The sequence below is a fragment of the Syntrophobacterales bacterium genome (genome assembly GCA_019429105.1).
Taxonomy (GTDB): domain Bacteria; phylum Desulfobacterota; class Syntrophia; order Syntrophales; family UBA5619; genus DYTH01.
The window spans coordinates 1-26,543 of record JAHYJE010000018.1 but is presented as its reverse complement, the minus strand read 5'-3'; the positions used below and the strand labels follow the sequence as shown (position 1 = coordinate 26,543).

Here is a 26,543-nt window from a genome sequence, read left to right as displayed (position 1 = left end):
TTGCAAACGAATATCAATCTATTCCTGCCTATTATCCAATTCAAATTTTTTTTCTTGACAGCAGAAATATAATGGAGTATGGCTTCCATAAATGACCGTCAGTCATATATTGACCGCAGTTCAGACGATTGGCCCGGGTCTTATGACTAAATCGCATTAAAAATAATTACTTGCTATTTATTTAAAGTGCTCATGTTCTAAACGGAATGGATAACAGAGGGATTGTAAGAGTCATGTCGGCAGTTATTCGCAGGGGCTTGAAATTTACTTAAACCGTCTTTGCCTGAAGGTGTGAATCGTGGGACTCGAAGACCGCAGAAAAAGGGAACGGGAGAACCGCAAGGGTTCGATTATAAAGGTAGCTCGTAAACTATTTTTGGAAAAAGGGTTCAAATCCGTTACCGTTGAGAGCATTGCCCGCAAGGCTGAACTCAGCAAGGGCGCCATTTACCTGCATTACAGCAGCAAGGAAGAGATTTATGCCCATATCGTGCTGAGCGATCTGGGAAAATTTAACGACCGGTTTTCAGGCCTGGTGCAAAAACCGCCAAACGCATCCCAGGCGCTTTTCAAATTTGCGGACATTTACGTCGATTTTTTCCTCAATGAACGGGAATTCTTCCGTAACCTGATGAACTTCATGATCCGCGCTACCGGCATGAATTTTCCGGATGAGCTGTATGAAGAATCCATAAAAACCATGAACAAAACTATCGATATAGTAGAAGAAATATTTGCATACGGCATCGCGCAGGGTGAATTTCCCGGGACGATGAATCTTCGCCAGAACAGGAATGCCCTTTGGGGAATGCTGAACGGCATAATCTCGCTGTACATTTTTACAGGCAATGAGGAGAAGCGGGACGATGTGATCCGGAGCACCGTAAAAATGGGCATGGAAACATTTGTTAGTGGTCTTAAAAGTGCGGAGGAGTCGGTTTAAGCAGGCGGTTATTGCCGGGGAAACAGTATCAAGTAATCTAACGGCTCAGATTCTATTGAAAAATTAAAGGAGGGTCAGCTTATGAGTAATTTACTGGTAAATGGCAGGGATCAGAATTTCATACTTTTTGAACAATTAGGAATAGAAAAGTTGTTTCAAACGGAGGCTTTCAAGGACTTTTCCAAAGAAGATGCGCTGATGATTCTTTCGGAAGCGGAAAAGATGGCGCTCAACGTGATTTTGCCTACCTACGTTGAAGGCGACAGGGAGGGATGCACCTTTAATGACGGCATTGTTTATGCTCCCAAAAGCTATCACGATGCCTACAAGAAGTTCAACGAAGGGGGGTGGATGATTGCCAACGAATCCACGGACGTGGGCGGTCAGGGGATGCCTATAGCCTTGTATGAGGCCTGCCAGGAGACAATGAGTGCGGCGAATGTCTCTTTCTCGATGCTTCCCGGGCTCACCCACGGCGCTGGTAAATTGATTGAGGAATATGGTTCGGAAGAGCAGAAGAAAAAATACATGGAAAAGATGTACGGGGGCGTCTGGGGGGGAACGATGTGTCTCACGGAACCCGGCGCCGGCAGCGATGTCGGGGCTCTGAAAACAACCGCAAAAAGGCTCCCGGACGGCACCTTCAGCATAACAGGGACCAAATGCTTCATCTCGTTCGGTGATCAGGATGTGACCGAAAACATCATCCATCCGGTACTGGCAAGAATAGAAGGCGATCCCCCGGGAACAGCCGGCATCTCCATTTTCATCGTTCCCAAATACAAGGTGAACGATGACGGAAGCGTTGGCGCGCTAAACGATGTCCATACCGGCAACATCGAACACAAAATGGGCATTCACGGTTCATCTACCTGCACCCTTAACTTCGGCGACGACAACCAATGCATCGGAGAGCTGCTCGGGAAAGAGTGCGAAGGGATGAAGGTAATGTTTTTGATGATGAACGAGGCCCGTCTCAGTGTCGGCCTGCAGGGCTTATGTCTCTCTTCGGCTGCCTTGGAGCATGCCATCGCTTACGCAAAGGAACGGATTCAGAGCGCCCTGGTTTGGGAGAAGAAGGTGCCCGACGCCAAACCGGTTCCGATTATCCAGCATCCGGATGTGCGCCGGGATCTGCTCTGGATGAAGGCCCATGTGGAGGGGGTGCGGGCGTTAAATTATTTTACCGCTTACTGCATGGACATGGCCAAGGCCAACCCCGCCGAAAGGGACAAATGGCAGGGTTTTGTTGAGTTGCTTACGCCGGTCTGCAAGGCCTATTCGTCAGACAAGGGGATGGAAATCTGCTCCAAGGCGATTGACGTTTACGGCGGTTATGGATACTGCCAGGAATATCCGGTGGAACAGTACCTCCGGGATTGCAAGATAGCGACTGTTTATGAGGGCACAAACGGCATTCAGGCGCTTGACCTGGTGGGCCGCAAACTGGCCATGAACAAGGGTATGAATGTCATGAACATGTTCGGCGAGATCGGCGCGACGATCGCTCGGGCTAAAAACATCGCCGAGCTCAAAATCGATGCCGCAAAACTCGAGGAGGCTTACAACGCCCTCGTTGATATGACAATGGCGCTCGCCCAGTTCGGCAAATCTTCCAGTTTTATAATCCCGCTTTTGAATGCTTCTTCATACCTCGACATTTTCGGCGATGTTCTGGTCGGTCATTTCCTCCTTCAGGCCGCAGCGGTTTCCTCGGAAAAATTGACGGCAATCTATCAGGAAAAAGGCGCCGAGGAATCAAAGGCTAAAAAGCGCGCGCTGATTCGTTCCAATGAGGATGTTGCCTTCTACAATGGCAAGCTTGCGTCATCGCGCTTCTTTGCAATCGAAGTGCTCTGTACGATAAAGGCCCGTTGTGAGGCCGTAAAGTCGGAAGAAAAGGTTGCCTTTGAGATGGCGGACGAATCGTTTACCTGCTAACACAAAGATACAAACGTATAAAAATAGGAGGAATATATGACATACGAAATCAAAAAGGTTGCTGTGCTCGGCGCCGGGGTCATGGGCGCAGGGATCGCGGCGCATCTGACCAATGCGGGCATTGAATGCGCCCTGCTCGACATTGTCCCGTTTGAATTGACCGATGCCGATAAGGCCAAGGGCCTGACGGAGAAGAGCCCGGCCTGGCGGAACCGGTTTGCGCAAGGCGGCCTTGACAATGCGCTTAAATCAAAACCGGCGTCTTTCTTCACAAAAAAGAATGCTTCCCTGATCAAAACCGGCAATTTCGAGGACAATCTGGGTTGGCTGGCCGATGTGGACTGGGTGATCGAGGTCGTAGTTGAAAACCTGAAAATCAAACAGGAACTTTTTGCCCGGGTGGAAAAGATTGTCCGCCCCGATTGCATCGTCACTACCAATACCTCGGGCATTCCCATCAAGGATATTTCAGCCGGTTTCGGCAAAAAACTGAAAGGACAGTTTCTGGGGACGCATTTTTTCAACCCGCCCCGCTATATGAAGCTTCTGGAGGTCATTCCCGGCGCCGAGACAAAACCGGAGATCGTTAAATTCATGACGGAATTCTGCGGAACCGTGCTGGGAAAGGGCACGGTAATCAGTAAGGACGTGCCCAATTTTATCGGAAACCGCATCGGCACCTACGATATTTCCAACGCTGTCCATCTGATGCTCGAAAAGAACCTGAAGATTGACGAGATTGACGCCATTATCAGTAAGGCGCTCGGACGTCCGAATTCGGGAATCTTCGGCACTCTGGATCTGGTCGGGCTCGATACCGGGCAAAATGTGATGAACAACCTCTATGCCGCCGTTCCTGAGGACGAGATGCGTGAGATGTTTGTGCAGTCGGAATTCATGAGCAAGATGGTCGAGCGCAAGTGGCTGGGCAACAAGACCAAACAGGGGTTCTACAAAAAATCAAGAGACGCCAAGGGGAAAAGCTTAAAATTTGTCATTGACTACAATACGATGGAATATGTTTCGGCCTCCCGCCCGAGGTTTGCCTCCGTTGCCGCCGCGCTCAAAAAGAGCGACGAAGGCGCCGCCGGCATGATCAAGGCGATGTTCAACGGCTCTGACGTCGCCGCCGAACTTACCCGGGAATACCTCTGCAATAACTTTATCTACGCAGCCAACCGCATTCCCGAAATCTCGGAGAGCATTATCGGCATCGATAACGCGATGAAGTGGGGATACAACCACCAGCTTGGTCCGTTCGAAACCTGGGACGCGGTAGGGGTGCGCGAAGCCGTAGAGGTGATGAAAAAGCTCAAAAAGAAGGTCCCCGAAAAGATCACGGAGATGTTAAAGAAAAAGTGCGAAACTTTCTACCTGCAAAAGGATGACGGTCGCTACTACTATGATTTCAATAAGAAGGATTATGTTAAACTGGAGTCCAATCCGCGGATTATTCTTCTTCCCGACCTGAAGGCGCAAAACAAGGTGATAGCAGAAAACGCCAGCGCCTCCCTGGTAGATATGGGCGACGGCGTTGCCTGCCTGGAGTTCCACACGAAGATGAATGCCATCGACGACGGGATGATCGAGATGCTCCAGAAAAGTTGCGATATCGTCGAGAAGGATTTCAGCGGAATGGTCTTGGGCAACCATGGAACGAACTTTTCCGCGGGGGCGAACGTCTTCAAGGTGTTGATGGCGGCCCAAAAGGGCGACTGGGATTTGCTCGATCAGCAAATTTACGGATTACAGTCTGCCAACATGCGGATGAAATACCTCTCCAAGCCGGTGGTATCCGCCCCGGCGGGTCTGGCCCTGGGCGGGGGCTGCGAGATGGCCATGCACGCAACCAAATGTCTTCCTTATGGTGAAACATATATTGGTCTGGTGGAGGTGGGAGTCGGCGTAATTCCTGCCGGAGGCGGCTGCAAGGAGCTGATGGTGCGCGTGACGGAAGGCCTCCCCGACGGGGTTATCGAAGCCGGCCAGAATATGCAGCAGATATACGCCAAGGCACTGGAAAATATTGCGATGGCCAAGGTTGCGACCAGCGCCGCGGAAGGAATGGAGCTCGGCTACATCCGCAAAACCGAGAATATTGAGCTTTCCCGCGATCATCAACTCTGGGATGCGAAGCAGGTGGTTCTGGGGCTGGCGAAATTCTACAAAAAGCCGCGTCCGGTTTTGATCCCGGTTATGGGCGAGAACCTGCGCGGATTGGCCGAGGCGATGTTCTACAACATGCGGGTCGGCAATTACATCTCCGAATACGACGTTCATGTCGCCCGCAAGGTGGCTTACATCCTTTCCGGCGGCGATTGTCCCGAAGGAACGCTGGTGACCGAGGAGGAGATTCTGGCTTTGGAAAGGGAATCCTTCCTCAGCCTGTGCGGTGAAAAGAAGACGCAGGACAGGATCATGCACATTCTCAATACCGGCAAGCCGTTGCGGAATTAAAATCGCTGAAGGGGCGCGCTTCGTCGCGTCCTCAGGCTGGTTCAAGCTTGCAGACTGAGCCAAAACAAGGGCATTTTTATACAAAGGAGGAATACGATGAGCGATGCGGTCATTGTTGAAGCAGTAAGAAGCGCCGGTGGGCGTTATAAGAAGGGCGGTCTTGCGCTGACAAGATCGGATGATTATGGAATACAGGTTTTAAAGGGACTTTTAGTGCGCGTTCCTCAATTAAAACCGGAAGATGTAGATGATGTAATTGTCGGTTGTTCCTTTCCCGAGGCGGAGCAGGGGATGAATTTCGGTCGTGTTCTGTCAATAGGCGCGGGCCTGCCCATTACGACGTCGGGGATGACGGTCAACCGTTTCTGTTCCTCCGGTCTTCAGTCCATCGCGGATGCAACCGCCAAGATCAGGGCGGGCTGGTCCGAGGTTATTATTGCCGGCGGCTGTGAGACGATGTCCCATATTCCGATGGGCGGTTCGATTCTTCGTCCCGATCCCGAGTGGGATTTCGACGGGGGAATGCCTAATGTCTATGTTTCTATGGGAATTACCGCGGAAAATGTTGCCGCGTCCTACAATATTTCCCGCGAAGAGATGGACAAGTTTGGTGTGGAGAGCAACCGTCGCGCCTACGAGGCGATCAAGGCGGGCAAGTTCAAGGAGGAGATCATCCCGATTGTTGCCAACCGCTACAAGATTTCCAAGAGCGGCAAACGCGTCAAGGAGAAGTTTGTATTCGATACCGATGACGGGGTTCGCTGGCCCTCGAAACTTGAGGATATGGCGAAACTGAAATCGCCGTTTAAACAGGGCGGCACTGTAACCGCGGCCAACTCTTCCCAGATGACGGATGGGGCGGCCTTTGCGCTTTTGATGACCCCGGAAAAGGCCAAGGCGATCGGTGTGAAGCCGCTGGCCCGGCTGGCCTATTACGCGGTAGCCGGATGCCGTCCGGAGGAGATGGGCGTCGGCCCCGCGTACGCGATTCCCAAGGTTCTGAAGATGGCGGGATTGACCGCGAAAGATATCGATGTCTTCGAGATCAATGAGGCATTTGCTTCACAGTGTCTCTATTCGGCCCGCGTAGTCGGGATCGAGGATCGCTATAAGGCGGGCGATGTCAATCCGAACGGCGGGGCGATCGCCCTTGGCCATCCGCTGGGTTGCACCGGCGCGAAGCTTACTGCCCAACTGTTGCACGAATTGAAGCGGCGCAAGGCAAAACGGGGCATCGTTTCCATGTGCATCGGCGGCGGCATGGGAGCGGCGGGCATCTATGAGATGTTGTAGGCGCCTGCAGGGGCGTGCCGGTTAAACCGAAACGCATTATCAAAGAATGGTGCATGAGAGGAGGCCGCCTTCACAGGAACGCGGACTCCTCTTTATTTATGGACCTCGATGCAATTGCAAAATTTTCCAATTTTTACTTGAAAAGCGAGTCTCTTTGGGATATACGACGGCTGCATTTTGGGCGGTTAACTCAGCGGGAGAGTGCTACCTTCACACGGTAGAAGTCACTGGTTCAATCCCAGTACCGCCTACCATTCGACAATTCAACCAGTATCAGCAAAGTCCAAAGAAGACATAAAACCCGTTAGAAATAGCGGGTTTTTTGTTGTTCGTTGTTAAACGAAGTACAATAAGAATTGACTAAAGCCAAGTTTTTTAGGTATATAAATTTCCGAAATATATACCTACGAGACTGAATATATACCTACGGTGTTATCAAATATATACCTATAGTTTCGGAAGGTATTAATTTCTAAGTCATTTTTAGTAAACAGATACATCGTTTTTATATACCTAAACGGAGAGGAAGACTGTTATGCCGAGATTAACTGTACCGTTGACCGATTTGAAAGTTCTGAAATCAAAGGCAAAAGATAAACCTTACAGTCTATTTGATGGAGGGGGATTGTATATTCATATTTTACCGACGGGTGTAAAGCTATGGCGGCTAAAATATCGGATTGGCGGGAAAGGCAGGTTAATGGCTATCGGCAAGTATCCGGATGTTGGTCTTGCAGATGCCCGGAGAAAAAGAGATGAGGCCAGAAAGTTACTTGCCGACAATATCGACCCGGTTGTTACAAGGAGGGCGCAGAAAGAGAAGGCCGCAAAAGTTGATACTGATTCGTTCGAGGCAATAGCACGCGAATGGTATAATAAATTCCTTAACACATGGATTCCGGGATACTACATGAGGATTATATCCGCATTGGAACGTGATGTTTTCCCGTACATAGGGGAGAAACCCATCAATGAGATAATGGCTCCTGAATTGTTGTCTGTCCTTCAGAAGATCGAGGAACGCGGGGCTATTGATACTGCACATCGGATCAGGGCATTTTGCGGTAGGATATTCCGGTATGCAATCGCCACGGGTCGAGCGCATCGTGATCCGTCGGGCGATCTCAGAGGGGCAATACCACCCCCTACATCTGGACACATGGCGGCCATCACCGATCCGGAGCGGGTAGGGGAATTATTGCGAGCAATAGACGATTACACAGGAAGTTATCCTGTACTATGCGCCCTGAAACTTGCGCCGATGCTTTTTGTCCGACCGGGAGAGCTACGAAAGGCGGAGTGGGCAGAAATCAGCCTTAATGAAGCTGTCTGGAACATTCCGGCAGATAAAATGAAAATGAGGGTTTCTCACCTCGTTCCTCTTCCGAGGCAAGCGGTTAATATACTCAAGGAGCTTTACAAATATACGGGAGAAAGTAAATACTGCTTTCCATCTGCGAGATCGTTTCAACGTCCCATGTCGGATAATGCTATCCTGTCTGCTTTGCGGCGCATGGATTTTGAAAAGGATGAGATGTCGGGTCATGGCTTCCGAGCTATGGCGAGGACAATTCTGGATGAAGTCTTACAGGTCAGGCCGGATATCATTGAACATCAATTAGCCCATCAGGTAAAAGACCCATTGGGCCGGGCCTATAACCGGACGAAGTTTCTTCCGGAACGACGGGCGATGATGCAGCAATGGGCCGATTACCTGGAAGAGCTAAAGGGCGGCGGCGACCGGACGTATTAGGATTGCTGTTCGATCAGTCTCTTTATATCCGACACCCTCCACGCAACCGTTCTTTCGCCAAGTCGGACGGGTTTTGGGAATATTCCCGCTTTGACGCCGTTCAAAAAACTCGTTTTCGATATCGGAATAATCGGCTGAATAGCCGGGATATTCCTTGCAGGATTGCCTTTTGTTCCAATAATCTGACTGAGACGGATAAAACCGTCGAACGACGTTGCCTCTACATTTCCTTGATTATTACTGTCTCTCATAAAACCTCCTTGTTCCTGTAGTAATTACCCTGACAGGGTATTACTTCTTCGGGAATAGGGAGATTGACTCCGCCGCGAACTTCGGATCAGCTACCCGGACCTGTCTGCAAATTCACGTCTCATGGAGAGGACTCTTCTCATGGAGAGCATTTCCTCAGCCAACATTAAATTCGCATCCAGCATCTTCATCAGCATTTCAAACACTGCTTCGTCAGCTTCGGCCACGGCCATTATACGCGACGAGAGTTCCTTCATTTCCTTGCTATCCTCTGTCATGCGACTATTGAGGTTGAACGTCGAAGCATGATTACTTCCTACTGAAAGTTTGCCGCCCTGCCCCGTCAGGAACCATGCGGGGTCTTCGCAACCCAAATACTCGATAATCTTGTTGAGTATGTCGGCAGTCGGCACCCTGTATCCCTTTTCATATTTCAAAACTGTTTGGGTAGTGACTCCAATTAAGGCGGCCAACTGTTTCTGGGATAGTTTTTTCCGTGTCCGCAAAAACTTTAAACGACCGCTTAAATCTAAGTCCATCTTCATTTTCTTTCTCCTTTCTCAAGTCGCTTCAATTTACAAAAAAGGAAATATTAGAAGCTATAATAACAATATCACGGGGAAAACAAAAGCGGAAAATACCACTGCATTGTTATTATACAATGTTAGTATGATATAGACAATTTATACTGTAATATACGTCATAATATATTGATATCGAATATTATGACTTCCAAAACACATATAAATGTAAATTTAATACTTGACAATAGAAAATCAGGTGTAAAATACTTCATAAGATACATATTCGCGTATCTTACCAGTCAAGAGAGTAATACACGAGAAGAACGTCAACTACATCTGGTCTCAAAGAGGATTTTGTTAAGATGACGCAAAAAATTAACAAAAACAATGAGAGGGTAATCATCCCAGAGATAGATGATATCTTCCTGCATACCACCATGCAACAGTTAGATATCCCAACCATTCTCAACGAAATATACACGTCCACACTTCCCATGATTCGGAAAATAATCAAACAATACATCACTCTCGATGTCACAACCGAACAGAGTGATTTCCTTCAGCAGGCGTATCTTGCCCTTTACGATGCGGTGATAGCGTATCGCCGTGACGAAAATGGAACAAAATTCTCGACGGTTTTTGTCTGGTACTTACAGAAGTCATTCGAAAAATTATGCCCCATGAACGAAAAACAAGTCGAGATCATATATCCAGATGGTGGTGGAGAGATCGTATCGTACAAAAAATTCTTAAAAATAAAACGTAGTCTATCAAGGGCGACTGCTACAAGGGTCGTCAACAGATACATTTCTTTGGACCAACTTATGGAAGATGACGGCGAAAAGAAAAGTAATGTATCACTTTGACACTCCCCCCGGCTAAAGCCGGGGGATTCTCAGGCAACATACGCCTTATATTCCCCATGCCTGAAGGCAGGTGTTTTACGGCGCTTTTTTGATAAAGGAGAAAAAAATGGAAGACAAGAACAAGATGCTTACAGTAGGGCAAGTAGCGGAAAGGCTAAACGTATCCAGATCGTATATCTATCGGGCTGTTGAGTTTGCGGACATTCCGCATACTCGGATTTTGAGAGGCGGCATCAGGTTCGACCCTCAAAAAATTGAGGAATGGTTGCAGAAAAATTCAGTCGAAGCAAACGACACCGCACTTTGTTCGAAGAGAGGCAGGAACAGCAACCTGCCCCATGCTTAGAATGGCCAAGGCGAAGGGGGAACAGTTCCGGCATCCCCGTGACCAAAAAATGGTCAACGGGAAGCCGGAACAGTTCCGTGACCAAAAAATGGTCAACGGGAAGCCGGAACAGAAATAAAGTGGACGTTAAAATATGTGGTGTACACTGAAAGAGTTTTTGAGAATCAATAGTTGGGCGCAGGGATATACCCCGCGATATCTTCGCAAACTCATTGCCCAAGAAAGATTGCCTTTCCAATCTCGCAGCAATATTTCCCCCAAGAACACGCGGAGGTACGAAGTTTTCGTCAAGAAACCATCCGAAATAGCACTGCTGCTGCATCTCCGAAAGAAGGAACACCATGCAATACAAGATACTAAGAAAGAAGCACCAGAATCCATCTCCCAGAACGAGCCTCGAAATCGGGTATTTGTAACACTCCCTAAAGAAATGGCATCACTGATAAGAATTCCTGGTTATCATGCTGTCATTGCAGAAAAAATTAGGGAATACATCCACTGCGAAAATCAAAAACAAGAAACATCATATCAGAATATTCGGCTGGATATGTCTGCTCATACATTCCAGCTTATTCGGAAATTTGCAAAAAGCAATGGCCTGCCAGTGGCTAAAGCAGCCCAAATCATTTTTGATAACGTCTTAACCAACGGACAAAACCCAAAGAATACCTCTACAATCGAAAGGAGCGAGCCATGAACATCCCCATACTAATTTCCCGTGATAAGATTCATACTGATCCCGCAAACCCATTTCCCCCATTGTCAGAGCAGCAATACAATGAATTGTATTCAAGCATCAAAGAACACGGAATCATTGAACCACTGATAGTTGCCAAAGACCATGATAATGAACCAACTTATGTTGCAGTAGCCGGCAATCATCGCCTAAAAATAGCAGAGGAACTCGGAATCCCAGAATTACAATGTATGGTGATTGAAGCAGACGAGCTGGAAGCAGCCTACGACACAGAGTTGTATCGTAGAGCATTGACAAGTGAAGAACGGAAATTCTACGCCAAGAAAATACGCGAAATCACGAAACAAAAACATGAAGAAAAAATAAAAGACTCCCTCATTGAAGAGCTGTATCAGCTTTATGCCCAGGGAGAAATTAGTTCCGTAGAAGTCCGGTTATTTTGCGGTCTGCCAAAGGAAGACCAGCAGAAATTGTATGAGACAATGCAGACAAGGTTTGCGACAAAGCCTGAACCGGTTGTGACATCCATGACGGAACAGGATGTTCAGACGCAGCAAAAAGCGCAAGAACAGGAGAAAGCACATCAGGAGGAAATTGAAAAGGCCAAACAGAAACAGGCTCAACTCGAAGCGAGGATGAAGGCCCTGGATGCAGAAAAACGGGAAGCGGAGAGAGAACGGGACGATTTGGAGCGACGGAACAAGGATGCCAAAAGACTGCTCAAAGACAAGATAGAAGAACTTGAGGAACTCCGGGATCAATCAACGGCGCGAGCAGCCGAAACGCTCAAAGAAGAGGTGTCGCAACAGATCATTTCCATCCAAACGCAAGTCACACGCAGTGCGACAGCCATCAAGGAGAAGGATCAGGAGATTGATCGGCTCAAGGAGGAACGCGATAAAGCCAAGCGGGACTTGCGGGACAACGAAGCTAAGATCAATACCGTATGGCTGGCGGCCAGGATGTACTATGACTCTTGCAAAGATGCAATGAATATCATCTTCCGCCCCGATATGCTGCGCAAGAGAATCACAAACGTAAAATCCGAACTGGAAATGCTGGATACGGTTTGGAACAGTTACGACATTGACGAAAAAGTGCGCAACGAAGTCCTTGAGGCACTGGGGAACATTCAAAAAAAAGTAAATGAACTTGTGAGGAATTTGCCGCAAATCCAAGGACCAAAAATTCCTGCGATTACGTCAGCAATGTTCGAGCAATCCAAGATGCTGCCCCCAATACAAAACGAGACGCAACTCTTGCAGTAGGACACGGACAAAGCGACAAAATACAAATTCAAAGGAGGCTATTCATGGAAAAGGTATTGATTATCAACACACACAAAGAACCGATCGAGTATGTTCACCCAGGAAAAGCAAGAACGATGCTGAACGAAGGCAAGGCGGCAGTATTCGCAAAGCATCCGTTCACGATAATCCTGAAGGATAATTTTCGGGAGACATCGGCCAGTGCCGGTGTTGCCTGAATCTTCTGCCTATCCAAGAACTGCAAGGACAACACAGAGGTCACATCAATAAGGGAGGAAGCGAGAAAGGCCGCTGCTCTAAAGGAATGTGGTTGCTCGCGAGAAAAAATGGCAAGCCCAGGACGTGGAGAAAAACATACGGTTGATTATTTTCCTTTCTATGTGAAGGACGGTCGGACTTTATTTATCCTTGAGAGCAAGTACGGGTGCAAGGGGACCGGCTTTTTCACAAACATGATGCGGTTTCTTTGCCAGACTCCGGATCACCATTTCAGCCTTGCCGATGACGCGGACAGGATTTACTTTTTTTCGAAGACAAAGTGCGATGATGAGGATGCCGGGGCAGCAATGCTTGATCTAATGGCAAAAACGGGAAAGATATACGCTCCCTTGTGGGTTTCTTATAGAGTAATCGTCTCACCTGACCTTTTGGGTAGCCTCAAAGAAGCCTATACAAAACGGAAAAACGCCATAATCACTCTCGAAGAAATCATCTCCCACTATGTTCAAAAAAAAGCGACAGTTGACATAAAACCTATTTCCGGGGCCGGAAATACAGATGCAAGTGTATTTCCGGCCCCGGAAATACAACCTGACGGGCATGGCGGGGTACTTGCCGGGCCGGGAAGGGTAAATGGCACCCCTTCAGCGCAGGAAAACCTCATTTTGGAGCCAGAAAAAACCATTTATTCCTCACTAAAAACCATTTCCGATGTTCAAAAAAACACGAAAGTTGACATAAAACCTATTTCCGGGGCCGGAAATACAGATGCAAGTGTATTTCCGGGGCCGGAAATACAACCAGACGAGCATGGCGGGGTACTTGCCGGGCCGGGAAGGGTAAATGACACCTTTTTAGGGCAGAAAAACCTCATTTTGGAGCCAGAAAAAACCATTTTTCCCTCATTAAAAACCATTTCCGATGTTCAAAAAAACACGAAAGTTGACATAAAACCAATTTCCGGGGCCGGAAATACAGATGCAAGTGTATTTCCGGCCCCGGAAATACACAAAGAAAAGAAAAGAAAAGAAAACATTATCTCTTCTAAAGAAGAGATAGTCGGAACGCTCGCGCATTCCGACCCCCTCGCTCTTCTGCAGAAAGAAATCGTCTCTGCTTACCATGAAATCCTTCCAATGTTGCCCAAGGTCACAAAATGGACGCATAGCAGAAGAACCCATCTTGCTGTCTGTCTAAAAGACAAATCACGTCAATCGGTGGATTGGTGGAAGTCATATTTCATCAAGGTTCGGGGATCGCCTTTTCTGACCGGTGAAAATGATCGCGGCTGGAAGTCTGATCTTGAATGGTTGACTAAAGAAAGCAACCTAATCAAAGTCATGGAGGAAAAGTATGATCGACATGCAATCAGCAAGTGCAGTTATACAGCAGGTGCAGGAACGCTTGTGCCGGCAACAAGTGATTCATCGCCCTATCCAGTCGACTATACGTTCTGATGTACAGATCATGCGGGAGGTTGAATATGCAGCACCGCCAAAGATCAACTGGATGAGAAAATGCGGTGTGCCGACAAGGTATGAGGCATTCAGGCTGGATACCTATCAAGGGAATCCGAAACTGGTTGACATGCTAAAAAACCATATCTATTCAAAGGATAGCATCACCATGTGCGGTAATACTGGCTGTGGAAAAACTCACCTTGCTATAGGCATGTTGGCTGAGTTCCTCAAGCAAAATACTGAAGCCATGTTCATCCCCGTTCCAGAATTATTGCTGCGGATAAGGTCTTCCTTCGGAGAAAGATCTACGCAGACAGAAGAGGAGCTGATTGAACAATATACCGCTTATGCGCTGCTTGTGTTGGATGATTTGGGGGCCGAGAAAACAACCGACTACTCCATCACGACTCTGCATCTCATCATCGACCGCCGTTATCGGTATGGACGGAAAACCATCGTGACTACAAACTTCATGGATTTGGAAACCGTCGAACAAACCCTGGGCGCAAGAATCGCGTCCAGACTGTCCGATTCCAAAATAATAAAAATCACATCAATGCCGGACTGGCGGAAGAAACGATCAGTGCGCGGCATCGCAAATTGATTGCGGGATACTTTTCTGATGGACACGGACAAATTCTGAGGAGGTAAAAGTTGAAAAATGTACGCGCAGAGAAAACACCGCCTGCGGTGGAAGCGGTAGAATCTAAAACTTTGGCTGAACCGGCGATACAGTTTGACCCATTGTTTCAACGGCGGCTATGTCCGGAAGGCGGCTATGTCACACATCTATTTTGTGAGCATTGTCCGAAGCTAACAACCTGTCGTGTCTGGAAAGATTTGCGATATCCAAAAAGTAATATTTAAGAAGACTGTCACTGAGCAGTCGATAAAACGGAAGGAACACGGTGGTACATTTGATTTCGATGAAAGTAGGCTATATGGTTCCTATAGTTATCATCAAAGCCCTTCCTGATTACGATTCATATTTGACGATGATTCCGGAGACTGAATTTATGGCTATCCTGCCGAAGAAGTTTGCAGCATCGAACTGGCGGATAGGTGATGCTACAGTAGGCTGTGTTCACATGATGAGCGATAAACACATCGTGTTGTCCCAGTCAACAGCCTTATATTACCGAAAACTTATGGAAATGCTTTTATCACCAGCAGCAAAAGAAGGGATATTCGTGAAACGAGCCGCGACTTCAACTAATGCTAATTTTGTAAAAGTAGCTATTGCGTCTGAATTCGAAGGAGTAAATCCCATGCCGATTGCATTGAAATACCTGAAGCATTCGACACAATACACTACTCGGACAATTACGTTGGTATCATTCTCGCACGATATGAAAGAATACATCCGGGCAGCATTAGCTCCGGCTCCGGCGAAGGAAATCTGCGAAGTAATATACAGCCAGAACATGAATGAAGCAACTGTGTATGTTACCGAGAACTATTTCGGTAAATTTCTTGGCAAAGGAGGGATGAATGTAGCACTGGCAGCAAAGTTGACGGGGGTAAGGATAAATCTTAGAGCATATTGAGTATTGAGAAGCACAACATATGCCCTGCCATCAAGGACGGGGTCTCTTGCACGATTTGATGAGGAGGATAAAAATGGTACTGCAAAAAAAGAGTTCGGAAGAGTGGGCTGCGATGAACCCGGAAGAGAAGTCAGAGTGGACAGAGGCTTGGAGAGCGCAGAAAAAAGAAGCCTCGTCGAAGGTCAAAGAAGACATTATCACAAGGAAGCTCAGGTTATTGGAGCAGCCTAACTCGATGGTGTTGGCACCGAGAACGGCGGAAGGGCATTTGATGTCGCATATTCTATTTGGGTTTGACAGAGTAGTCAATCGACTACGCATGTCAGCGGGAGGTGTCCGCGTTCAGATCAGCGATGTTGTGAGGATGATGGAAGCAGTCAGTGGTGTTATCAACGATTTGGAAAAGGTTGATATGGCTCTTGGGGGGAACACATCACTGATGTACGAATCTCCGGACACAAAGCGTCTTCTGGCTGCCCAACGTACAAGTTATGTTTTTGTTCCGCGTACCACGGAGGGCCAGCGTGTCGCCAGCATTCTAAAGAGGCTTGATCCTCAGCTTGTGCAGTTGAGGATGACATGCACCGATTTCGAAAAAGTCGGGGATACCATTGCCCATGTAACGGCAGCCATTCGTTCTTTGCATGAAGTTACGGAGAGGATTGCCAAACAGATCAATGACGATTACTACGCCCCCTCTGGTCTCTTGGAACAACCAGTAAAAACAGCGGCAGTAGCGGTTTGAAATGGCAATGCGAACCCTCCACGCACTAATCGCGGTTGCCTTTGTTTTATTGACGGCACCTGCGGTTAGTGCGTTTTGTTTTGAAGAAGCAGGCGAGATGTACGGAATATCGCCGGAACTGCTGCGGGCCATAGCTGTTGTTGAGTCGGATATGAACGCTACTGCCATCAACCGGAATAAAAATGGTTCCTATGACTACGGATTGATGCAGATCAATTCTTCTTGGGCATCAAAACTCGGTGCCGAGCAATGGGCGAATTTGGGGAATGCCTGTTACAATGTCAAGGTAGGAGCCTGGATATTGTCAGACTGCATCAGGAGGTACGGTTATTCCTGGAAAGCAGTTGGGTGTTACAACGCAACGCGTGACAGGGAACGCAAAAAGTATGCCTCAAAAGTATTGGAAAAACTACAATCACAACCCTGAAAGCAGCTTAAATGCCGCTTTTGGAATCCCCGCCCTTTAGGACGGGGAGGATGTCAAACACAAAACTTGATGTCGAGTAGCCATTTTTTGTCTCCTTTTTAAAAAAGGGCTCTGCCCGCAATGGACAGAGCCCTTTTGTGAAGTTACTTCTTTTTGATTTTATCTCTTTCCGTTACGGTTGTCGCCGGTCGCTTTTTAGCTTCTTCCGGTTTGACATACTGGCCTGTCCGCGTATCTCTTACATGTGTAACAGTTTTTCTTTTTATAGGCATTCTCAATCTCCTTCGAAGTAAAGAGCTGACGCTCGAATGGTTAAACTAAAAAATCCAACCGATGCGCTTCTTGGAGCTTTTAAATTATATCATAGGACACCACCAAGCCTTCCCCCGGTCAGATTAAACCACCGCCTAGGGGAAGAGCTAAGCCGATTTCTGTTGACAAGTAAACTCGACCATGCTACACGTTCCAACACTTCAAAACAACGCCCCCAGTGGGCAGTTTTACCGAAAACCTTGGTCTTTGGCGAGATCAAGGTTTTTTAGTGTTCTGACTATACCACAAGATGTAGCTATAATTAAGCGGAAAAACGCTATATGTAGTGATGTTAAAACCACGACCAAAGATAAGTCCCGACAAATTTTAGGAAAACCAAAATTGTCAGGATAGCAATAAGCGTATCGAAAGCGAGGTACTGTCCGGTGGATAAAAACTCCTTGCAATAATTATCATCTGATGATAATCAAAAAAGCCATGAAAGATAGACACCGCTCCAGGGAAGACGAAACCCTTGCCACTCTGCTGAATCTGAATGGTGAGGTCTTTCCCATGGAAAACGGCTATTGGACCAAGTTTGAGGCATGGCGGGTGGAGCCAGAACCGCACATTCCACACCGCGTCCGGTATTCCCTGAGTCTTCATGATCGCTACAACCGGAGAATCCTGGGATTTGACAACGCCCACGCCATACGACCAGCAAAGAAAGGTTACGCCGCCCGTAAAATCACCTGGGATCATCGTCACAACCGGGAGAAAGTATTACCCTATGAATACGAATCGGCCGGCCAACTGCTTGAGGATTTCTGGCTTGAGGTCGAGAAAATCATGTGGGAGCAATGAAAGGAAGCAACATGAATCGAACAGTACTCCATATTGGCATCATGTCCTATCAGAACTACAAAAAGCGCACCATCGCTATTGCCCGTGGCGAATACCTTCCACGGCCCGACGAACCCAAGGTGTGGTTTGAATCGGTACGATCCATGGCGCAGATACTTAGCAACGAAAACCAGTTACTGCTTAAGACCATCCTGGAACGGAAGCCAGAATCGCTCAAGGAGCTGGAAGAGGCGACAGGCAGGAGTAGCAGCAACCTCTCCCGGACGCTCAGGACGATGGCCCGGTACGGCATCGTGAGGATGGAAAAAGTGCGCCGAAACATCCGGCCGGTGGTCGAAGCGACCGACTTCACGGTTCAGTTCGGCTTGTATGGTTTATCTCGTAGCAATAGCGAAATCGGATACGAGCAACGGTGTTGATGTTGATTCAACCTCCGCTGCTTCTGTAACTGTCCAAGGAGACGATTCCAGGGAATAGGCCAGCATATCTTCGATCACATCCTTCCAGTAATCAGACCGATAGGGAACGACCTGAACACCGTTGAGATGATATAGTACGGTGTACCTGATTTTGAGACCGTAGTATGTCTCAAGGATATATTGGTAGAGTGACAACTGAAGGGAGTAATGGTTGAAGTTGCAGTCGCCCACGTCAAGAGCAGGGCCGAGGATGCCACGCTTGCCGCGATAGGGATTCATTTCAATCTTCTTCGATGTCTTCCAGTCGTAGATGTCATACGAACCGTCAATGTTCATTACTAACAGGTCAATGGTTCCGGCGATGCCAAGTTCTTTCGAGTAAAGAATGAACTCCGGCAGCATTTTCTTCGGGATAATGTTTTTGACTCTGAGCCATTCAAGAGCGTGCATGGCCTTCGGGTGGGTGACAGGTTTTCCTTCGGTGAGGAAATGCTCGATTTCGGCATGGACCCGCGTTCCTTCACGGGTGAGGTTGTTCCAGGTAGCAACCAAGTTTTCCACGGAGAGTCCAGCATAATTAGGATGATTGTTGACGAGATGCAGAGCGATGGCTTCCTTGTCGAACTTTTCAAAGAACTGGCCGACAAAGGTGGTGCAGCTCGTAAAGGTGAAATCGGGATCATCCAGCAGGACGTACCGATGGGTTTCCTCTTCCAGGTAGATATTGTCAGACCTTTCAATCATCATTTGCTCCGTGTTCTACTCGCACATTATTGCTTGCATGTATTTTGTCATTAAATTCATAGTTTTCTTTTTTCACCAATAGCTGGCTTACGCAATCGGTGGGAATCGTAAGCGTCAACGATGATTATGTGCCGACGACCGTAAATCCGGCCTGATTGTTACTTTTGCAATTGGCTCCCACGTCAAAAATTTTTCGACGGCCAACACAAAACTCAGCACAATGTGAGTTTCCAGACATCCATCCTGCTACCCAAATCAACTTCCGTCGTCCTGATATCCTTGACCGCCGTAACTCTGTAACGCAGGTTGAACGCTGCCATCAGAGCATTGAGAATTTTTTGTTTTGTCGCAACATCGTACTTCACCGGAAAGAATCCGGTAAGTACAGTGACTGCCTTTTTCAGCGGATCGGGAGTTCGGGAAGGCTTATGTCCCAGATAGCAGACAGCTTGCGAAAAAATCAATGTTCCACCGCAAAGCATTTCCAGGTTCTCAAAGGCATGAACTGACGCCGGGTGTCCCTGTATCAGTTGAACGTGTTCCTCGATTTCGTGGCCTGCACCTTCAGGATACCACTTCCACAAAAGATCATCGGCCAGCCAGTCCGACGCGCAGCGGAAAACTGGTGTCAGAATGTCCAGGTACGACTGCGGAGTGCCATGCTCGAAATACGCTGTCGCAAGAAGAATATTTCGTTCAGCCAAAGTCGCATGTGCCAATTCATGCAAAAATTCGATCTCGCGCCATTGATCCGAAACAGGTGGCACCTGGATGAGGTGACGACGCTGCCCCGGTAGCGACGTGATGTAGAGAGTGTCTAAATCTGCAATTTCCTCTGTTGTTACAGCCTAGGTAAGAGCTGCCTTCTTTTCCTGAATCAGTTTCAGGACTTTGCGTTTGTTTTTTTTACACCGTTCTCCTGCTGCATGATAGGATGTTCGCATCGAACATTGTATCCACTTGGTCAGTGACCAAGTTCAGTACGAAAGCAGGCTGTTAGCCTTGAACATTCTGCTTTGCGTGCGACGCAAAAATCCGTCTTTGGATGATATCAGTCTTCTCCTGAATGCGCTTCAGTCACTTCCAGCGACGCAACATCAACACAACATCATCATGACCGCTTGCGAGGGACCATGACAGGGCTGTGTCACCGTCCTTATCTGTTGCGTCTATCTTCGCCCCGGCCTTGAGCAAGACTTGCACAACATCCAGATGGTCAGGCCAGGCACCATACATCAACGCAGTACGTCCGTCCTCATCAACAGCATTTACATTTGCTCCGGCGTCAAGCAGTATTTGCGTGACATCAGAGAGGTTTTTCCAAGCAGACCACATCAATGCTGTAGCACCATGCTTGTCCGCCACATTGACCTTCGCTCTGGCATTGAGCAACTGTTTCACGTTTGCTGCTTGTCCATCATATAAAACTGCCTTTTTCAGAACTGTGTCGCCGTCATTGTTGGTTGCATTCACATTCGCCCCGGCCTTGAGTAACGTCTTTATTACAACTGGGGGTGCTTGGGTTGCATACATCAAAGCTGTGTTGCCCTCCTTATTAACAACATTGACCTTTGCTCCGGCATCAAGCAGGGTCTGCACCATCATATCAGTCTTATCACCACCGCCGCCGTGAAACCCCCACATCAGTGCTGTAATGCCTCTATTGTTGGTTGCATTCACATTCGCACCGGCCTTGAGCAAGACTTGCACAACATCCAGATGGTCAAATAAGGCTGCCAGCATCAACGCAGTACGTCCGTCCTCATCAACAGCATTTACATTTGCCCCGGCGTCAAGCAAGGATTTCACCTCGGTAAGATGGCCCTTTTCTGCTGCTTTTATCAAGCGTAATGTTGTCGTGTCAATCGTGGTCCTGTCGATGTTCTGATCGTCACACCAGCCCCCTACAGACACACTGTCTCTTATATAACCATACTCGCGGCAACCTCTATATTCCGCAACGTATTCGTCAAGACTATCGCTAACGAATACTCGTTTCAATCCACCTTGAGTGCATTTCAGAACTTTCCAGTTGTTTTTCCGCTGGGAAGCAAGGCCGCCGAGGTCGTTTAGCATATTCCGTATTAAGACTTTTCTATCATCGTCAGCCTCAATGCGATGCGGACTAAAAAGACCTGCTGCCAAAATGATTGCCACACTTACTGCCAATGCCTTAAACATGTTTTTTCTCTGCTCCTTCCTTGCTCACAACTCGTTCGCATATACATTTTTGATCTCTTCCGGCTGCACGCACAAATAGGCAAGTGTCTGTTTCTGGGATGCGTGTCCGAATACCGTCATCAACTCCGGGAGGCCGACGCCAAATGAAACACGCTGATGGTATCCCCAGGTCTTCCGGAGGGAATGGCTGCCGTAATTCCCCTTGAGGTTGATTGCCGCGCACCAGGCTTTGACGAGGTTGTTGACCGTCCCGACTGTCAGTACTCCTCTTTTCCCAATGAACAAATAATCTTTGTCGGTTGCGTTGGGGCGCGTTTTTAAGAGTTCAGCAATGGCATCGACGCAGCTTTTGTTGAGGGTTATTCTACGGACATTCCCGGTCTTTTTCTCCTTGAGTTCGATTTCCCCCATTGGCTTGACGCCGCGTACCATACCGACGGTAATACTCAAGAGGTCGCTTGCCCGGAGGTTGGTGTTGATTCCGACAGTGAATATGGCAGAATATAAAGGATTCCCGGCAAGCATCTTTTTTATTGCCTTTATGTCCTTGAGTTCCCGGATCGGTTCAACTTTAATGATGGAACCTTTTTGGGGGCGGTTGGTGTTTTCGCCTTTTTTCACGGTGTACTCCTTTGTGTCAGTCGCAAATGTGTATGTGCATGTGTGTATGCGTATGTGTGAGTTCGACGGCTTGGGCGTACAAGGTCGCGTCGCCCTCGGTAAGCACCTCAAGCAGGGCCGTCTTTTCCACAAGATACACCTTGGCAAACTTGGGATTGCGTTCAACAATGTTGTGCTTATTGTCGATCATGTCTGCCAGTTTGATGGTCTTGGCCTCCGGAGAGGCATTGGCCGTATGAGCCAGATCAATCGCTTTCCGTACCTTCCTGTTGCCGTTGCTCGGTCTGCTCACGTCCGTCAGCATCTCGACCATGCAAGCAACTTCTTGTCCGAAGAGCTGGTCAATCTCTTCCAATGTCGCGGCGGTATCTTCCACGGTATCGTGCAGCCATGCAGCGGCAAGCATTTCCGGCGTATGCGGCACACTCTGCACGATCTTAACTACTGCCGCTGGATGCTTGATGTACGGTTCACCGGTGTATTTGCGTACCTGGCCTATCGCCGCATGGTGGTGGGTGGCGTATTCGCAAGCGATGATTTCTAACTGGGTCATGTTGCAACAAAGCTCCTAAATTCTTTTCTTGACTTTCATTAAGTTAATGTATAATATTGAAAAAGTCAATCAAATAATTATTGGGAGGGACTAAAATCATGAAATTGCAAGATCAGAAACGAGAGGGTCTGTATCCGGAACATGCCGACGTGCAGTCGGCAATGCAATCGTGCGTTCGGTTGACCATCCCGGCACGCGAAGCGTTGGAGACATGTGGGGCAGTGATTACTCCGGAACCTATGGACGCAGACATAGGGATGCCCACTTATTCCGTGCAGTTGGCGAAGACCATTCCCGGTGGAGCCGCCATACCCGGGGGAATGTAACGCCGATTTTTGGAGAGAGTTGGACTTCACTTCCTGTCTCAAATGTGGAGCCCCTCTGGTATGGTACGAGGCCGGTTATGTACCAGGATACCGGGTGTGTGCAGGGAGCCATCATCATCATTGGTTAGCCAGGAGTTAAAGAAAAGAAAAGCCTTTGTTTTTAAAATGCGGGTTCAGAGTTCTACGGATGTTCCAAGTAGCAACCTGAATCATGCGAAGAATCCGAAGAAAGGTCAATGAGTTCGCGCCTAAAAATGCCCGGCATCAATGCCGGGCTAATAAAAGAGGAGAAGTAATGGCCGCATCAATTGAACCAAATATTGCCGATTTAGCTAACGGCTGGCTGAAATCCTACAAACTTAATTACAAGTTAGAACAAGAGTCACTCAATTGTGAAATTGATAAAGCCCTGAATGATTATTTCTCCAAAAATGGCGGAGCCGGTGGCAATCGACCAGATGTAAAACTCTTACTTCAAGATAAAAAGCTGAACTATTACCCCATCTTGATTGAATACAAAGGGTATCAAAACAAATTGGTAAAACTCGATTCCAAGGGACAGGTTGAAAATCGCAAAGCGAAGAATGAACCCCATTTTCGAAATATCAACTCATACGCTGTCAATGGTGCGGTGCATTATGCAAATGCTCTGCTGCATCATACCGCTTACACGGATGTTATCGCCATCGGTATGACTGGATACAAAGACGAATCAGGTCAAATCCAGCACGAAATTGGTGTGTACTATGTTTCTAAAAGCAATCTTGGAGCGGGGCAAAAAGTTGATGAATATACCGACTTTTCGTTTTTATCACCGGCAAATTTTGATGCTTTCATTGAGAAGATTAACAATCTTCATCTTTCCCAGGAAGATATCGACACCCTCAAGGAGCAGAGGGAAAAAGAGATTGATGTCAGTTTGGTGAAACTCAACAATGATATTTACCAAAACGAAAAAGGTCTCGGTGAAAATGACCGTGTGTATCTTGTGGCTGCATCAATTATTGCGACCATTGGTATTCCGGGAAAGGTCGGCCCACTCGAAAAATCTAATCTGAAATCTTCCACAGAAACAGACAATACCGATGGGGATATAATCATACGAAAGATCAAAGCCTTTTTAAAAGAGAAACAGCTTCCGCAGGAAAAGAAAGAGTTCATTGTACGAACCCTGCAAAACACGCTGACCACTGAAAACATCAACAAGGTAAAAGATGGGAGCAGCCAGTTAAAGCGAGTATTCACAAAGATTGTCGATGACTTAGGCATCTATTACAAGATCGGGCTCACTACCGATTTCACTGGGAAACTGTTCAATGAGATGTACGGGTGGCTCGGTTTTTCACAGGACAAGCTTAACGATGTCGTTTTAACACCGTCTTATGTCGCAACTCTTTTAGTCAAACTGGCGAGGGTAAACAAAGACTCCTATGTGTGGGACTTTGCTACCGGTTCTGCGGGTTTGCTGGTTGCAGCGATGAATGAGATGCTAACCGATGCAAGAAATAGTATTAAATCACCAGAAGGCTTGTTGAATAAAGAGGTGATAATTAAAGCGAAACAACTGCTTGGGTTGGAGCTGCTTCCCAGTGTTTACATGTTGGCAACCTTGAATATGATTCTCATGGGGGACGGTAGTTCAAATATTCTGAACAAAGACTCTCTAAACGACTTCGACGGTGATTATGGCTTTGGGAACACGAAAGACAAATTCCCTGCCGATGCCTTTATCCTCAATCCGCCCTATTCGGCGAACGGCAATGGAATGAACTTTGTGGAAAAAGCTCTGGACATGATGGATAAAGGATATGCGGCAATCATCATCCAAAATTCTGCCGGTTCTGGCAAGGCAAGAGAGTACAACAAAAAGATTCTTCTAAAACATACGCTTATCGCCAGTATCAAGATGCCGATTGACCTCTTTTTAGGCAAATCCAGTGTGCAGACCAATATCTATGTTTTCCGGGTCAACGAAAAGCACCACAAAGATGAAGTGGTTAAGTTCATTGATTTTTCAAATGACGGCTACACCCGTACAAACCGCAAAAAAGCGAGCAATAATCTCAAAGATACCGACCATGCGAAAGAGCGGTACGAAGAGGTGGTAAACCTTGTTCGTTTTGGAAAAGGCAAGCTCAAATACTTCACCGATAAAGAGTATTACGAAGGGACTATTAATCCTCTGGATGGCGCAGATTGGAACCAGAGTGCTCCGGTCGATACAAGGCCGACACTACAGGATTTTAAGAAAACGATCAGCGATTATCTGGCATGGGAAGTGAAGAACATCCTTAAACAGCAGACAGCGGAGGAAAGTAGCCTGGGAAAATAGATGCCCCACTGAATAAACAACTGGCAGGTGTTCAGTGGGGCGAGTTTACTTTCAAACAGATTTTCAACAAAATTGCACAAGGTAGAAGGCTTAAAAAAGACGATCAAGTCCCAGGTAAAATTCCCTTTGTAATGGCGGGGGTTACCAATACAGGCATCGTAAATTATGTCTCAAATCCTGTGGCTTGCTTTCCCAAAAATTCGATTACCGTAGATATTTTTGGGAATGTTTTTTATCGCGATTATACATTCGGTGCAGGTGATGATACGGGAGTTTATTGGAATGATGAGGTTCAGTATTCAAGAGCAGTGATGTTGTTTTTTTCAATCGCAATGCAAAAATCACTTTCGGGGAAATTTTCATATGGTGAAAAACTAAGAAGTTCGCAAAGCTTTAATTTTCTTATTAATCTTCCTACTAAAAACGGTAAAGTTGACCACGACTTTATGGAACGCTTTATAGCAGAGTTGGAAGCGGAGCGAATAGCAGAGTTGGAAGCGTATCTTTCGGTGGCGGGCCTCAAAGATTACACGCTAAGAAAAGACGAAGTAAAAGCGTTGGATGAAATTCAAAATGTGACGTGGGACACTTTCAAACTTGAAAGTTTGTTCGGAAAATCGACCCGTGGCAAACGCTTGAAAAGTGAAGACAGAATATCTGGTGTTTTGCCATTTGTAACAGCAGGCGAAACAAACGAAGGTGTTTCAGACTTTATCGGCAATATTGTTGATGTTTTTGAAGCAAACACAACAACAATAGATATGTTCGGCTCTGCGAAATTTAGAAACTACAAATATGGTGGAGACGACCACGTTGCAATTGTTCACACAGAAAATTTAGCAAAATACGCTTCTATTTTCATAACTACCGCAATTCACAAATCATCGCATACTGGAAAGTTTGACTACGGTAGAAACTTCTATGCAAAAGATGCTGACGAGTTGAACATTTTGTTGCCGACAGACGGAAAACAACCGGACTACAAACTTATGGAAACTTTCATTTCCGCAATCCACAAATTAGTCCTCAAAGACGTTGTTTTGTATTTGGACAGGAAAATCGAAGCAACAAAAAATGTTACCCGTATGTCCTTGGACGAAAGGAAAAGCACCTGAACATTCGCGCCTTCAGCAATAACCAGAAGCGTGAAGCCCATGAGAGACAGCAGGGCTACGCCGAGAAACACAAGAAACCTTGGATTCACATTGACCTCGAAATGACTACTTGTTCTGAAGCCGTAAAGATGATTCAGGAATGGGTCGAACATAGAGATTTTCTTCGGCTGGTGGAAACGCCATCTGAAGGTTTATCACCTTATTTCAAGGAGCCAATATGGACTTATGGTACAGATGCTGGCCGGTTTGATCACATATATTCTCCTGGCCATTCATTGTCAAAATCAGCACCACGAAAAGGTTTCAGTCAAGCGTCTGAGGGAAATATCCATTAATATCCGCAACGAAATGACCATTGAGGATGTCGTTGCAAATATTGGCGGCGAGATTCATCCCCCGCC

General features: G+C 47.2%; 28 protein-coding genes, 1 tRNA gene and 1 pseudogene. 23 read left to right on the top strand and 7 right to left on the bottom strand.

Annotated features, from left to right (window positions below; all coding sequences use genetic code 11):
• Positions 1-298: 298 nt before the first annotated feature.
• From K0B01_07825 to K0B01_07800, 6 genes are all read left to right on the top strand, one after another.
• Positions 299-943: a TetR/AcrR family transcriptional regulator gene (locus K0B01_07825; GenBank protein ID MBW6486035.1), complete on the top strand. Its 645-nt coding sequence runs from the start codon at positions 299-301 to the stop codon at positions 941-943.
• Between the two features lie 81 nt (positions 944-1,024).
• Complete coding sequence (locus tag K0B01_07820; GenBank protein ID MBW6486034.1) at positions 1,025-2,884, top strand: acyl-CoA dehydrogenase; 1,860 nt, start codon at positions 1,025-1,027, stop codon at positions 2,882-2,884.
• A gap of 36 nt (positions 2,885-2,920) precedes the next feature.
• A complete protein-coding gene (locus tag K0B01_07815) occupies positions 2,921-5,341 on the top strand; it encodes a 3-hydroxyacyl-CoA dehydrogenase/enoyl-CoA hydratase family protein (GenBank protein ID MBW6486033.1) in 2,421 nt (806 codons plus the stop codon).
• Between the two features lie 96 nt (positions 5,342-5,437).
• Complete coding sequence (locus tag K0B01_07810; GenBank protein ID MBW6486032.1) at positions 5,438-6,634, top strand: thiolase family protein; 1,197 nt, start codon at positions 5,438-5,440, stop codon at positions 6,632-6,634.
• Positions 6,635-6,813: 179 nt separating this feature from the next.
• A tRNA-Val gene (locus K0B01_07805) sits at positions 6,814-6,888 on the top strand.
• A gap of 281 nt (positions 6,889-7,169) precedes the next feature.
• A complete protein-coding gene (locus K0B01_07800) occupies positions 7,170-8,387 on the top strand; it encodes an integrase arm-type DNA-binding domain-containing protein (GenBank protein MBW6486031.1) in 1,218 nt (405 codons plus the stop codon).
• Here the strand turns inward: K0B01_07800 and K0B01_07795 are convergent.
• Positions 8,384-8,638, bottom strand: a complete 255-nt coding sequence (locus K0B01_07795; protein MBW6486030.1) for an AlpA family phage regulatory protein — start codon at positions 8,636-8,638, stop codon at positions 8,384-8,386. The two genes, K0B01_07800 and K0B01_07795, sit on opposite strands and share 4 nt — an antisense overlap.
• 90 nt (positions 8,639-8,728) lie before the next feature.
• Positions 8,729-9,181 carry a helix-turn-helix domain-containing protein gene (locus tag K0B01_07790; GenBank protein ID MBW6486029.1) on the bottom strand — a complete coding sequence of 151 codons (453 nt, stop codon included), beginning with the start codon at positions 9,179-9,181 and terminating at the stop codon, positions 8,729-8,731.
• A 341-nt stretch (positions 9,182-9,522) separates the two neighbouring features.
• Here K0B01_07790 and K0B01_07785 point away from each other — a divergent pair, with 341 nt between their 5' ends.
• The 13 genes from K0B01_07785 (at position 9,523) to K0B01_07725 (ending at position 18,270) form a co-directional block, all read left to right on the top strand.
• Entirely contained in the window at positions 9,523-10,026 is a 504-nt protein-coding gene (locus K0B01_07785) for a hypothetical protein (protein MBW6486028.1), read from the top strand.
• Between the two features lie 106 nt (positions 10,027-10,132).
• A complete protein-coding gene (locus K0B01_07780; GenBank protein ID MBW6486027.1) occupies positions 10,133-10,372 on the top strand; it encodes a helix-turn-helix domain-containing protein in 240 nt (79 codons plus the stop codon).
• Positions 10,373-10,505: 133 nt separating this feature from the next.
• Entirely contained in the window at positions 10,506-11,069 is a 564-nt protein-coding gene (locus K0B01_07775) for a hypothetical protein (GenBank protein MBW6486026.1), read from the top strand.
• Positions 11,066-12,337 carry a ParB N-terminal domain-containing protein gene (locus tag K0B01_07770; protein ID MBW6486025.1) on the top strand — a complete coding sequence of 424 codons (1,272 nt, stop codon included), beginning with the start codon at positions 11,066-11,068 and terminating at the stop codon, positions 12,335-12,337. Before K0B01_07775 ends, K0B01_07770 begins: the two co-directional genes overlap by 4 nt.
• Positions 12,338-12,381: 44 nt before the next feature.
• A complete protein-coding gene (locus tag K0B01_07765) occupies positions 12,382-12,555 on the top strand; it encodes an RRXRR domain-containing protein (GenBank protein ID MBW6486024.1) in 174 nt (57 codons plus the stop codon).
• A gap of 108 nt (positions 12,556-12,663) precedes the next feature.
• The gene (locus tag K0B01_07760) at positions 12,664-14,013 is read left to right on the top strand and encodes a hypothetical protein (GenBank protein MBW6486023.1); all 1,350 of its coding nucleotides are present in this window, start codon (positions 12,664-12,666) and stop codon (positions 14,011-14,013) included.
• Positions 13,910-14,620: an ATP-binding protein gene (locus tag K0B01_07755; GenBank protein MBW6486022.1), complete on the top strand. Its 711-nt coding sequence runs from the start codon at positions 13,910-13,912 to the stop codon at positions 14,618-14,620. The genes K0B01_07760 and K0B01_07755 overlap by 104 nt, the downstream gene beginning before the upstream one ends.
• Positions 14,621-14,670: 50 nt before the next feature.
• The gene (locus K0B01_07750; protein ID MBW6486021.1) at positions 14,671-14,883 is read left to right on the top strand and encodes a hypothetical protein; all 213 of its coding nucleotides are present in this window, start codon (positions 14,671-14,673) and stop codon (positions 14,881-14,883) included.
• A gap of 59 nt (positions 14,884-14,942) precedes the next feature.
• Positions 14,943-15,563 (top strand): hypothetical protein, encoded by a 621-nt coding sequence (locus tag K0B01_07745; protein ID MBW6486020.1) that lies wholly within the window; start codon positions 14,943-14,945, stop codon positions 15,561-15,563.
• A 73-nt stretch (positions 15,564-15,636) separates the two neighbouring features.
• Positions 15,637-16,308 carry a hypothetical protein gene (locus K0B01_07740; protein MBW6486019.1) on the top strand — a complete coding sequence of 224 codons (672 nt, stop codon included), beginning with the start codon at positions 15,637-15,639 and terminating at the stop codon, positions 16,306-16,308.
• 7 nt (positions 16,309-16,315) lie between these two features.
• Positions 16,316-16,735 (top strand): lytic transglycosylase domain-containing protein, encoded by a 420-nt coding sequence (locus K0B01_07735; GenBank protein ID MBW6486018.1) that lies wholly within the window; start codon positions 16,316-16,318, stop codon positions 16,733-16,735.
• A gap of 750 nt (positions 16,736-17,485) precedes the next feature.
• Entirely contained in the window at positions 17,486-17,851 is a 366-nt protein-coding gene (locus tag K0B01_07730) for a hypothetical protein (protein ID MBW6486017.1), read from the top strand.
• Positions 17,848-18,270, top strand: coding sequence for a transcriptional regulator (locus tag K0B01_07725; GenBank protein ID MBW6486016.1), 423 nt, complete (start codon positions 17,848-17,850; stop codon positions 18,268-18,270). The genes K0B01_07730 and K0B01_07725 overlap by 4 nt, the downstream gene beginning before the upstream one ends.
• Here the strand turns inward: K0B01_07725 and K0B01_07720 are convergent.
• The 5 genes from K0B01_07720 to K0B01_07700 all read right to left on the bottom strand — a co-directional run bounded on the left by K0B01_07720 (position 18,226) and on the right by K0B01_07700 (position 22,369).
• A complete protein-coding gene (locus K0B01_07720; GenBank protein MBW6486015.1) occupies positions 18,226-19,017 on the bottom strand; it encodes a PD-(D/E)XK nuclease family protein in 792 nt (263 codons plus the stop codon). The genes K0B01_07725 and K0B01_07720 overlap by 45 nt on opposite strands.
• Positions 19,018-19,226: 209 nt before the next feature.
• Positions 19,227-19,718, bottom strand: coding sequence for a hypothetical protein (locus tag K0B01_07715; protein MBW6486014.1), 492 nt, complete (start codon positions 19,716-19,718; stop codon positions 19,227-19,229).
• 373 nt (positions 19,719-20,091) lie between these two features.
• Positions 20,092-21,195: an ankyrin repeat domain-containing protein gene (locus K0B01_07710; GenBank protein MBW6486013.1), complete on the bottom strand. Its 1,104-nt coding sequence runs from the start codon at positions 21,193-21,195 to the stop codon at positions 20,092-20,094.
• A 24-nt stretch (positions 21,196-21,219) separates the two neighbouring features.
• Positions 21,220-21,816: a tyrosine-type recombinase/integrase gene (locus K0B01_07705; protein MBW6486012.1), complete on the bottom strand. Its 597-nt coding sequence runs from the start codon at positions 21,814-21,816 to the stop codon at positions 21,220-21,222.
• A gap of 16 nt (positions 21,817-21,832) precedes the next feature.
• A complete protein-coding gene (locus tag K0B01_07700; protein MBW6486011.1) occupies positions 21,833-22,369 on the bottom strand; it encodes an HD domain-containing protein in 537 nt (178 codons plus the stop codon).
• A gap of 98 nt (positions 22,370-22,467) precedes the next feature.
• Between K0B01_07700 and K0B01_07695 the strand changes: the two genes are divergently transcribed.
• From K0B01_07695 to K0B01_07680, 4 genes and pseudogenes are all read left to right on the top strand, one after another.
• A complete protein-coding gene (locus tag K0B01_07695) occupies positions 22,468-22,695 on the top strand; it encodes a hypothetical protein (GenBank protein MBW6486010.1) in 228 nt (75 codons plus the stop codon).
• Between the two features lie 295 nt (positions 22,696-22,990).
• The gene (locus tag K0B01_07690) at positions 22,991-25,027 is read left to right on the top strand and encodes an SAM-dependent methyltransferase (GenBank protein ID MBW6486009.1); all 2,037 of its coding nucleotides are present in this window, start codon (positions 22,991-22,993) and stop codon (positions 25,025-25,027) included.
• A 131-nt stretch (positions 25,028-25,158) separates the two neighbouring features.
• Entirely contained in the window at positions 25,159-26,142 is a 984-nt protein-coding gene (locus tag K0B01_07685; protein ID MBW6486008.1) for a restriction endonuclease subunit S, read from the top strand.
• Positions 26,143-26,289: 147 nt separating this feature from the next.
• Positions 26,290-26,469, top strand: a pseudogene (locus tag K0B01_07680) (IS4 family transposase).
• Positions 26,470-26,543: the final 74 nt, after the last annotated feature.

Excerpts from the sequence above, each read along its gene's own strand:
- K0B01_07820 (MBW6486034.1), top strand. The coding sequence starts at position 1,025 with ATGAGTAATTTACTGGTAAATGGCAGGGATCAGAATTTCATACTTTTT.
- K0B01_07815 (MBW6486033.1), top strand. The coding sequence starts at position 2,921 with ATGACATACGAAATCAAAAAGGTTGCTGTGCTCGGCGCCGGGGTCATG.
- K0B01_07810 (MBW6486032.1), top strand. The coding sequence starts at position 5,438 with ATGAGCGATGCGGTCATTGTTGAAGCAGTAAGAAGCGCCGGTGGGCGT.
- K0B01_07800 (MBW6486031.1), top strand. The coding sequence starts at position 7,170 with ATGCCGAGATTAACTGTACCGTTGACCGATTTGAAAGTTCTGAAATCA.
- K0B01_07795 (MBW6486030.1), bottom strand. The coding sequence starts at position 8,638 with ATGAGAGACAGTAATAATCAAGGAAATGTAGAGGCAACGTCGTTCGAC.
- K0B01_07790 (MBW6486029.1), bottom strand. The coding sequence starts at position 9,181 with ATGAAGATGGACTTAGATTTAAGCGGTCGTTTAAAGTTTTTGCGGACA.
- K0B01_07785 (MBW6486028.1), top strand. The coding sequence starts at position 9,523 with ATGACGCAAAAAATTAACAAAAACAATGAGAGGGTAATCATCCCAGAG.
- K0B01_07780 (MBW6486027.1), top strand. The coding sequence starts at position 10,133 with ATGGAAGACAAGAACAAGATGCTTACAGTAGGGCAAGTAGCGGAAAGG.
- K0B01_07775 (MBW6486026.1), top strand. The coding sequence starts at position 10,506 with ATGTGGTGTACACTGAAAGAGTTTTTGAGAATCAATAGTTGGGCGCAG.
- K0B01_07770 (MBW6486025.1), top strand. The coding sequence starts at position 11,066 with ATGAACATCCCCATACTAATTTCCCGTGATAAGATTCATACTGATCCC.
- K0B01_07765 (MBW6486024.1), top strand. The coding sequence starts at position 12,382 with ATGGAAAAGGTATTGATTATCAACACACACAAAGAACCGATCGAGTAT.
- K0B01_07760 (MBW6486023.1), top strand. The coding sequence starts at position 12,664 with ATGGCAAGCCCAGGACGTGGAGAAAAACATACGGTTGATTATTTTCCT.
- K0B01_07755 (MBW6486022.1), top strand. The coding sequence starts at position 13,910 with ATGATCGACATGCAATCAGCAAGTGCAGTTATACAGCAGGTGCAGGAA.
- K0B01_07745 (MBW6486020.1), top strand. The coding sequence starts at position 14,943 with ATGAAAGTAGGCTATATGGTTCCTATAGTTATCATCAAAGCCCTTCCT.
- K0B01_07740 (MBW6486019.1), top strand. The coding sequence starts at position 15,637 with ATGGTACTGCAAAAAAAGAGTTCGGAAGAGTGGGCTGCGATGAACCCG.
- K0B01_07735 (MBW6486018.1), top strand. The coding sequence starts at position 16,316 with ATGCGAACCCTCCACGCACTAATCGCGGTTGCCTTTGTTTTATTGACG.
- K0B01_07730 (MBW6486017.1), top strand. The coding sequence starts at position 17,486 with ATGAAAGATAGACACCGCTCCAGGGAAGACGAAACCCTTGCCACTCTG.
- K0B01_07725 (MBW6486016.1), top strand. The coding sequence starts at position 17,848 with ATGAAAGGAAGCAACATGAATCGAACAGTACTCCATATTGGCATCATG.
- K0B01_07720 (MBW6486015.1), bottom strand. The coding sequence starts at position 19,017 with ATGATGATTGAAAGGTCTGACAATATCTACCTGGAAGAGGAAACCCAT.
- K0B01_07710 (MBW6486013.1), bottom strand. The coding sequence starts at position 21,195 with ATGTTTAAGGCATTGGCAGTAAGTGTGGCAATCATTTTGGCAGCAGGT.
- K0B01_07700 (MBW6486011.1), bottom strand. The coding sequence starts at position 22,369 with ATGACCCAGTTAGAAATCATCGCTTGCGAATACGCCACCCACCACCAT.
- K0B01_07695 (MBW6486010.1), top strand. The coding sequence starts at position 22,468 with ATGAAATTGCAAGATCAGAAACGAGAGGGTCTGTATCCGGAACATGCC.
- K0B01_07690 (MBW6486009.1), top strand. The coding sequence starts at position 22,991 with ATGGCCGCATCAATTGAACCAAATATTGCCGATTTAGCTAACGGCTGG.
- K0B01_07685 (MBW6486008.1), top strand. The coding sequence starts at position 25,159 with ATGGCGGGGGTTACCAATACAGGCATCGTAAATTATGTCTCAAATCCT.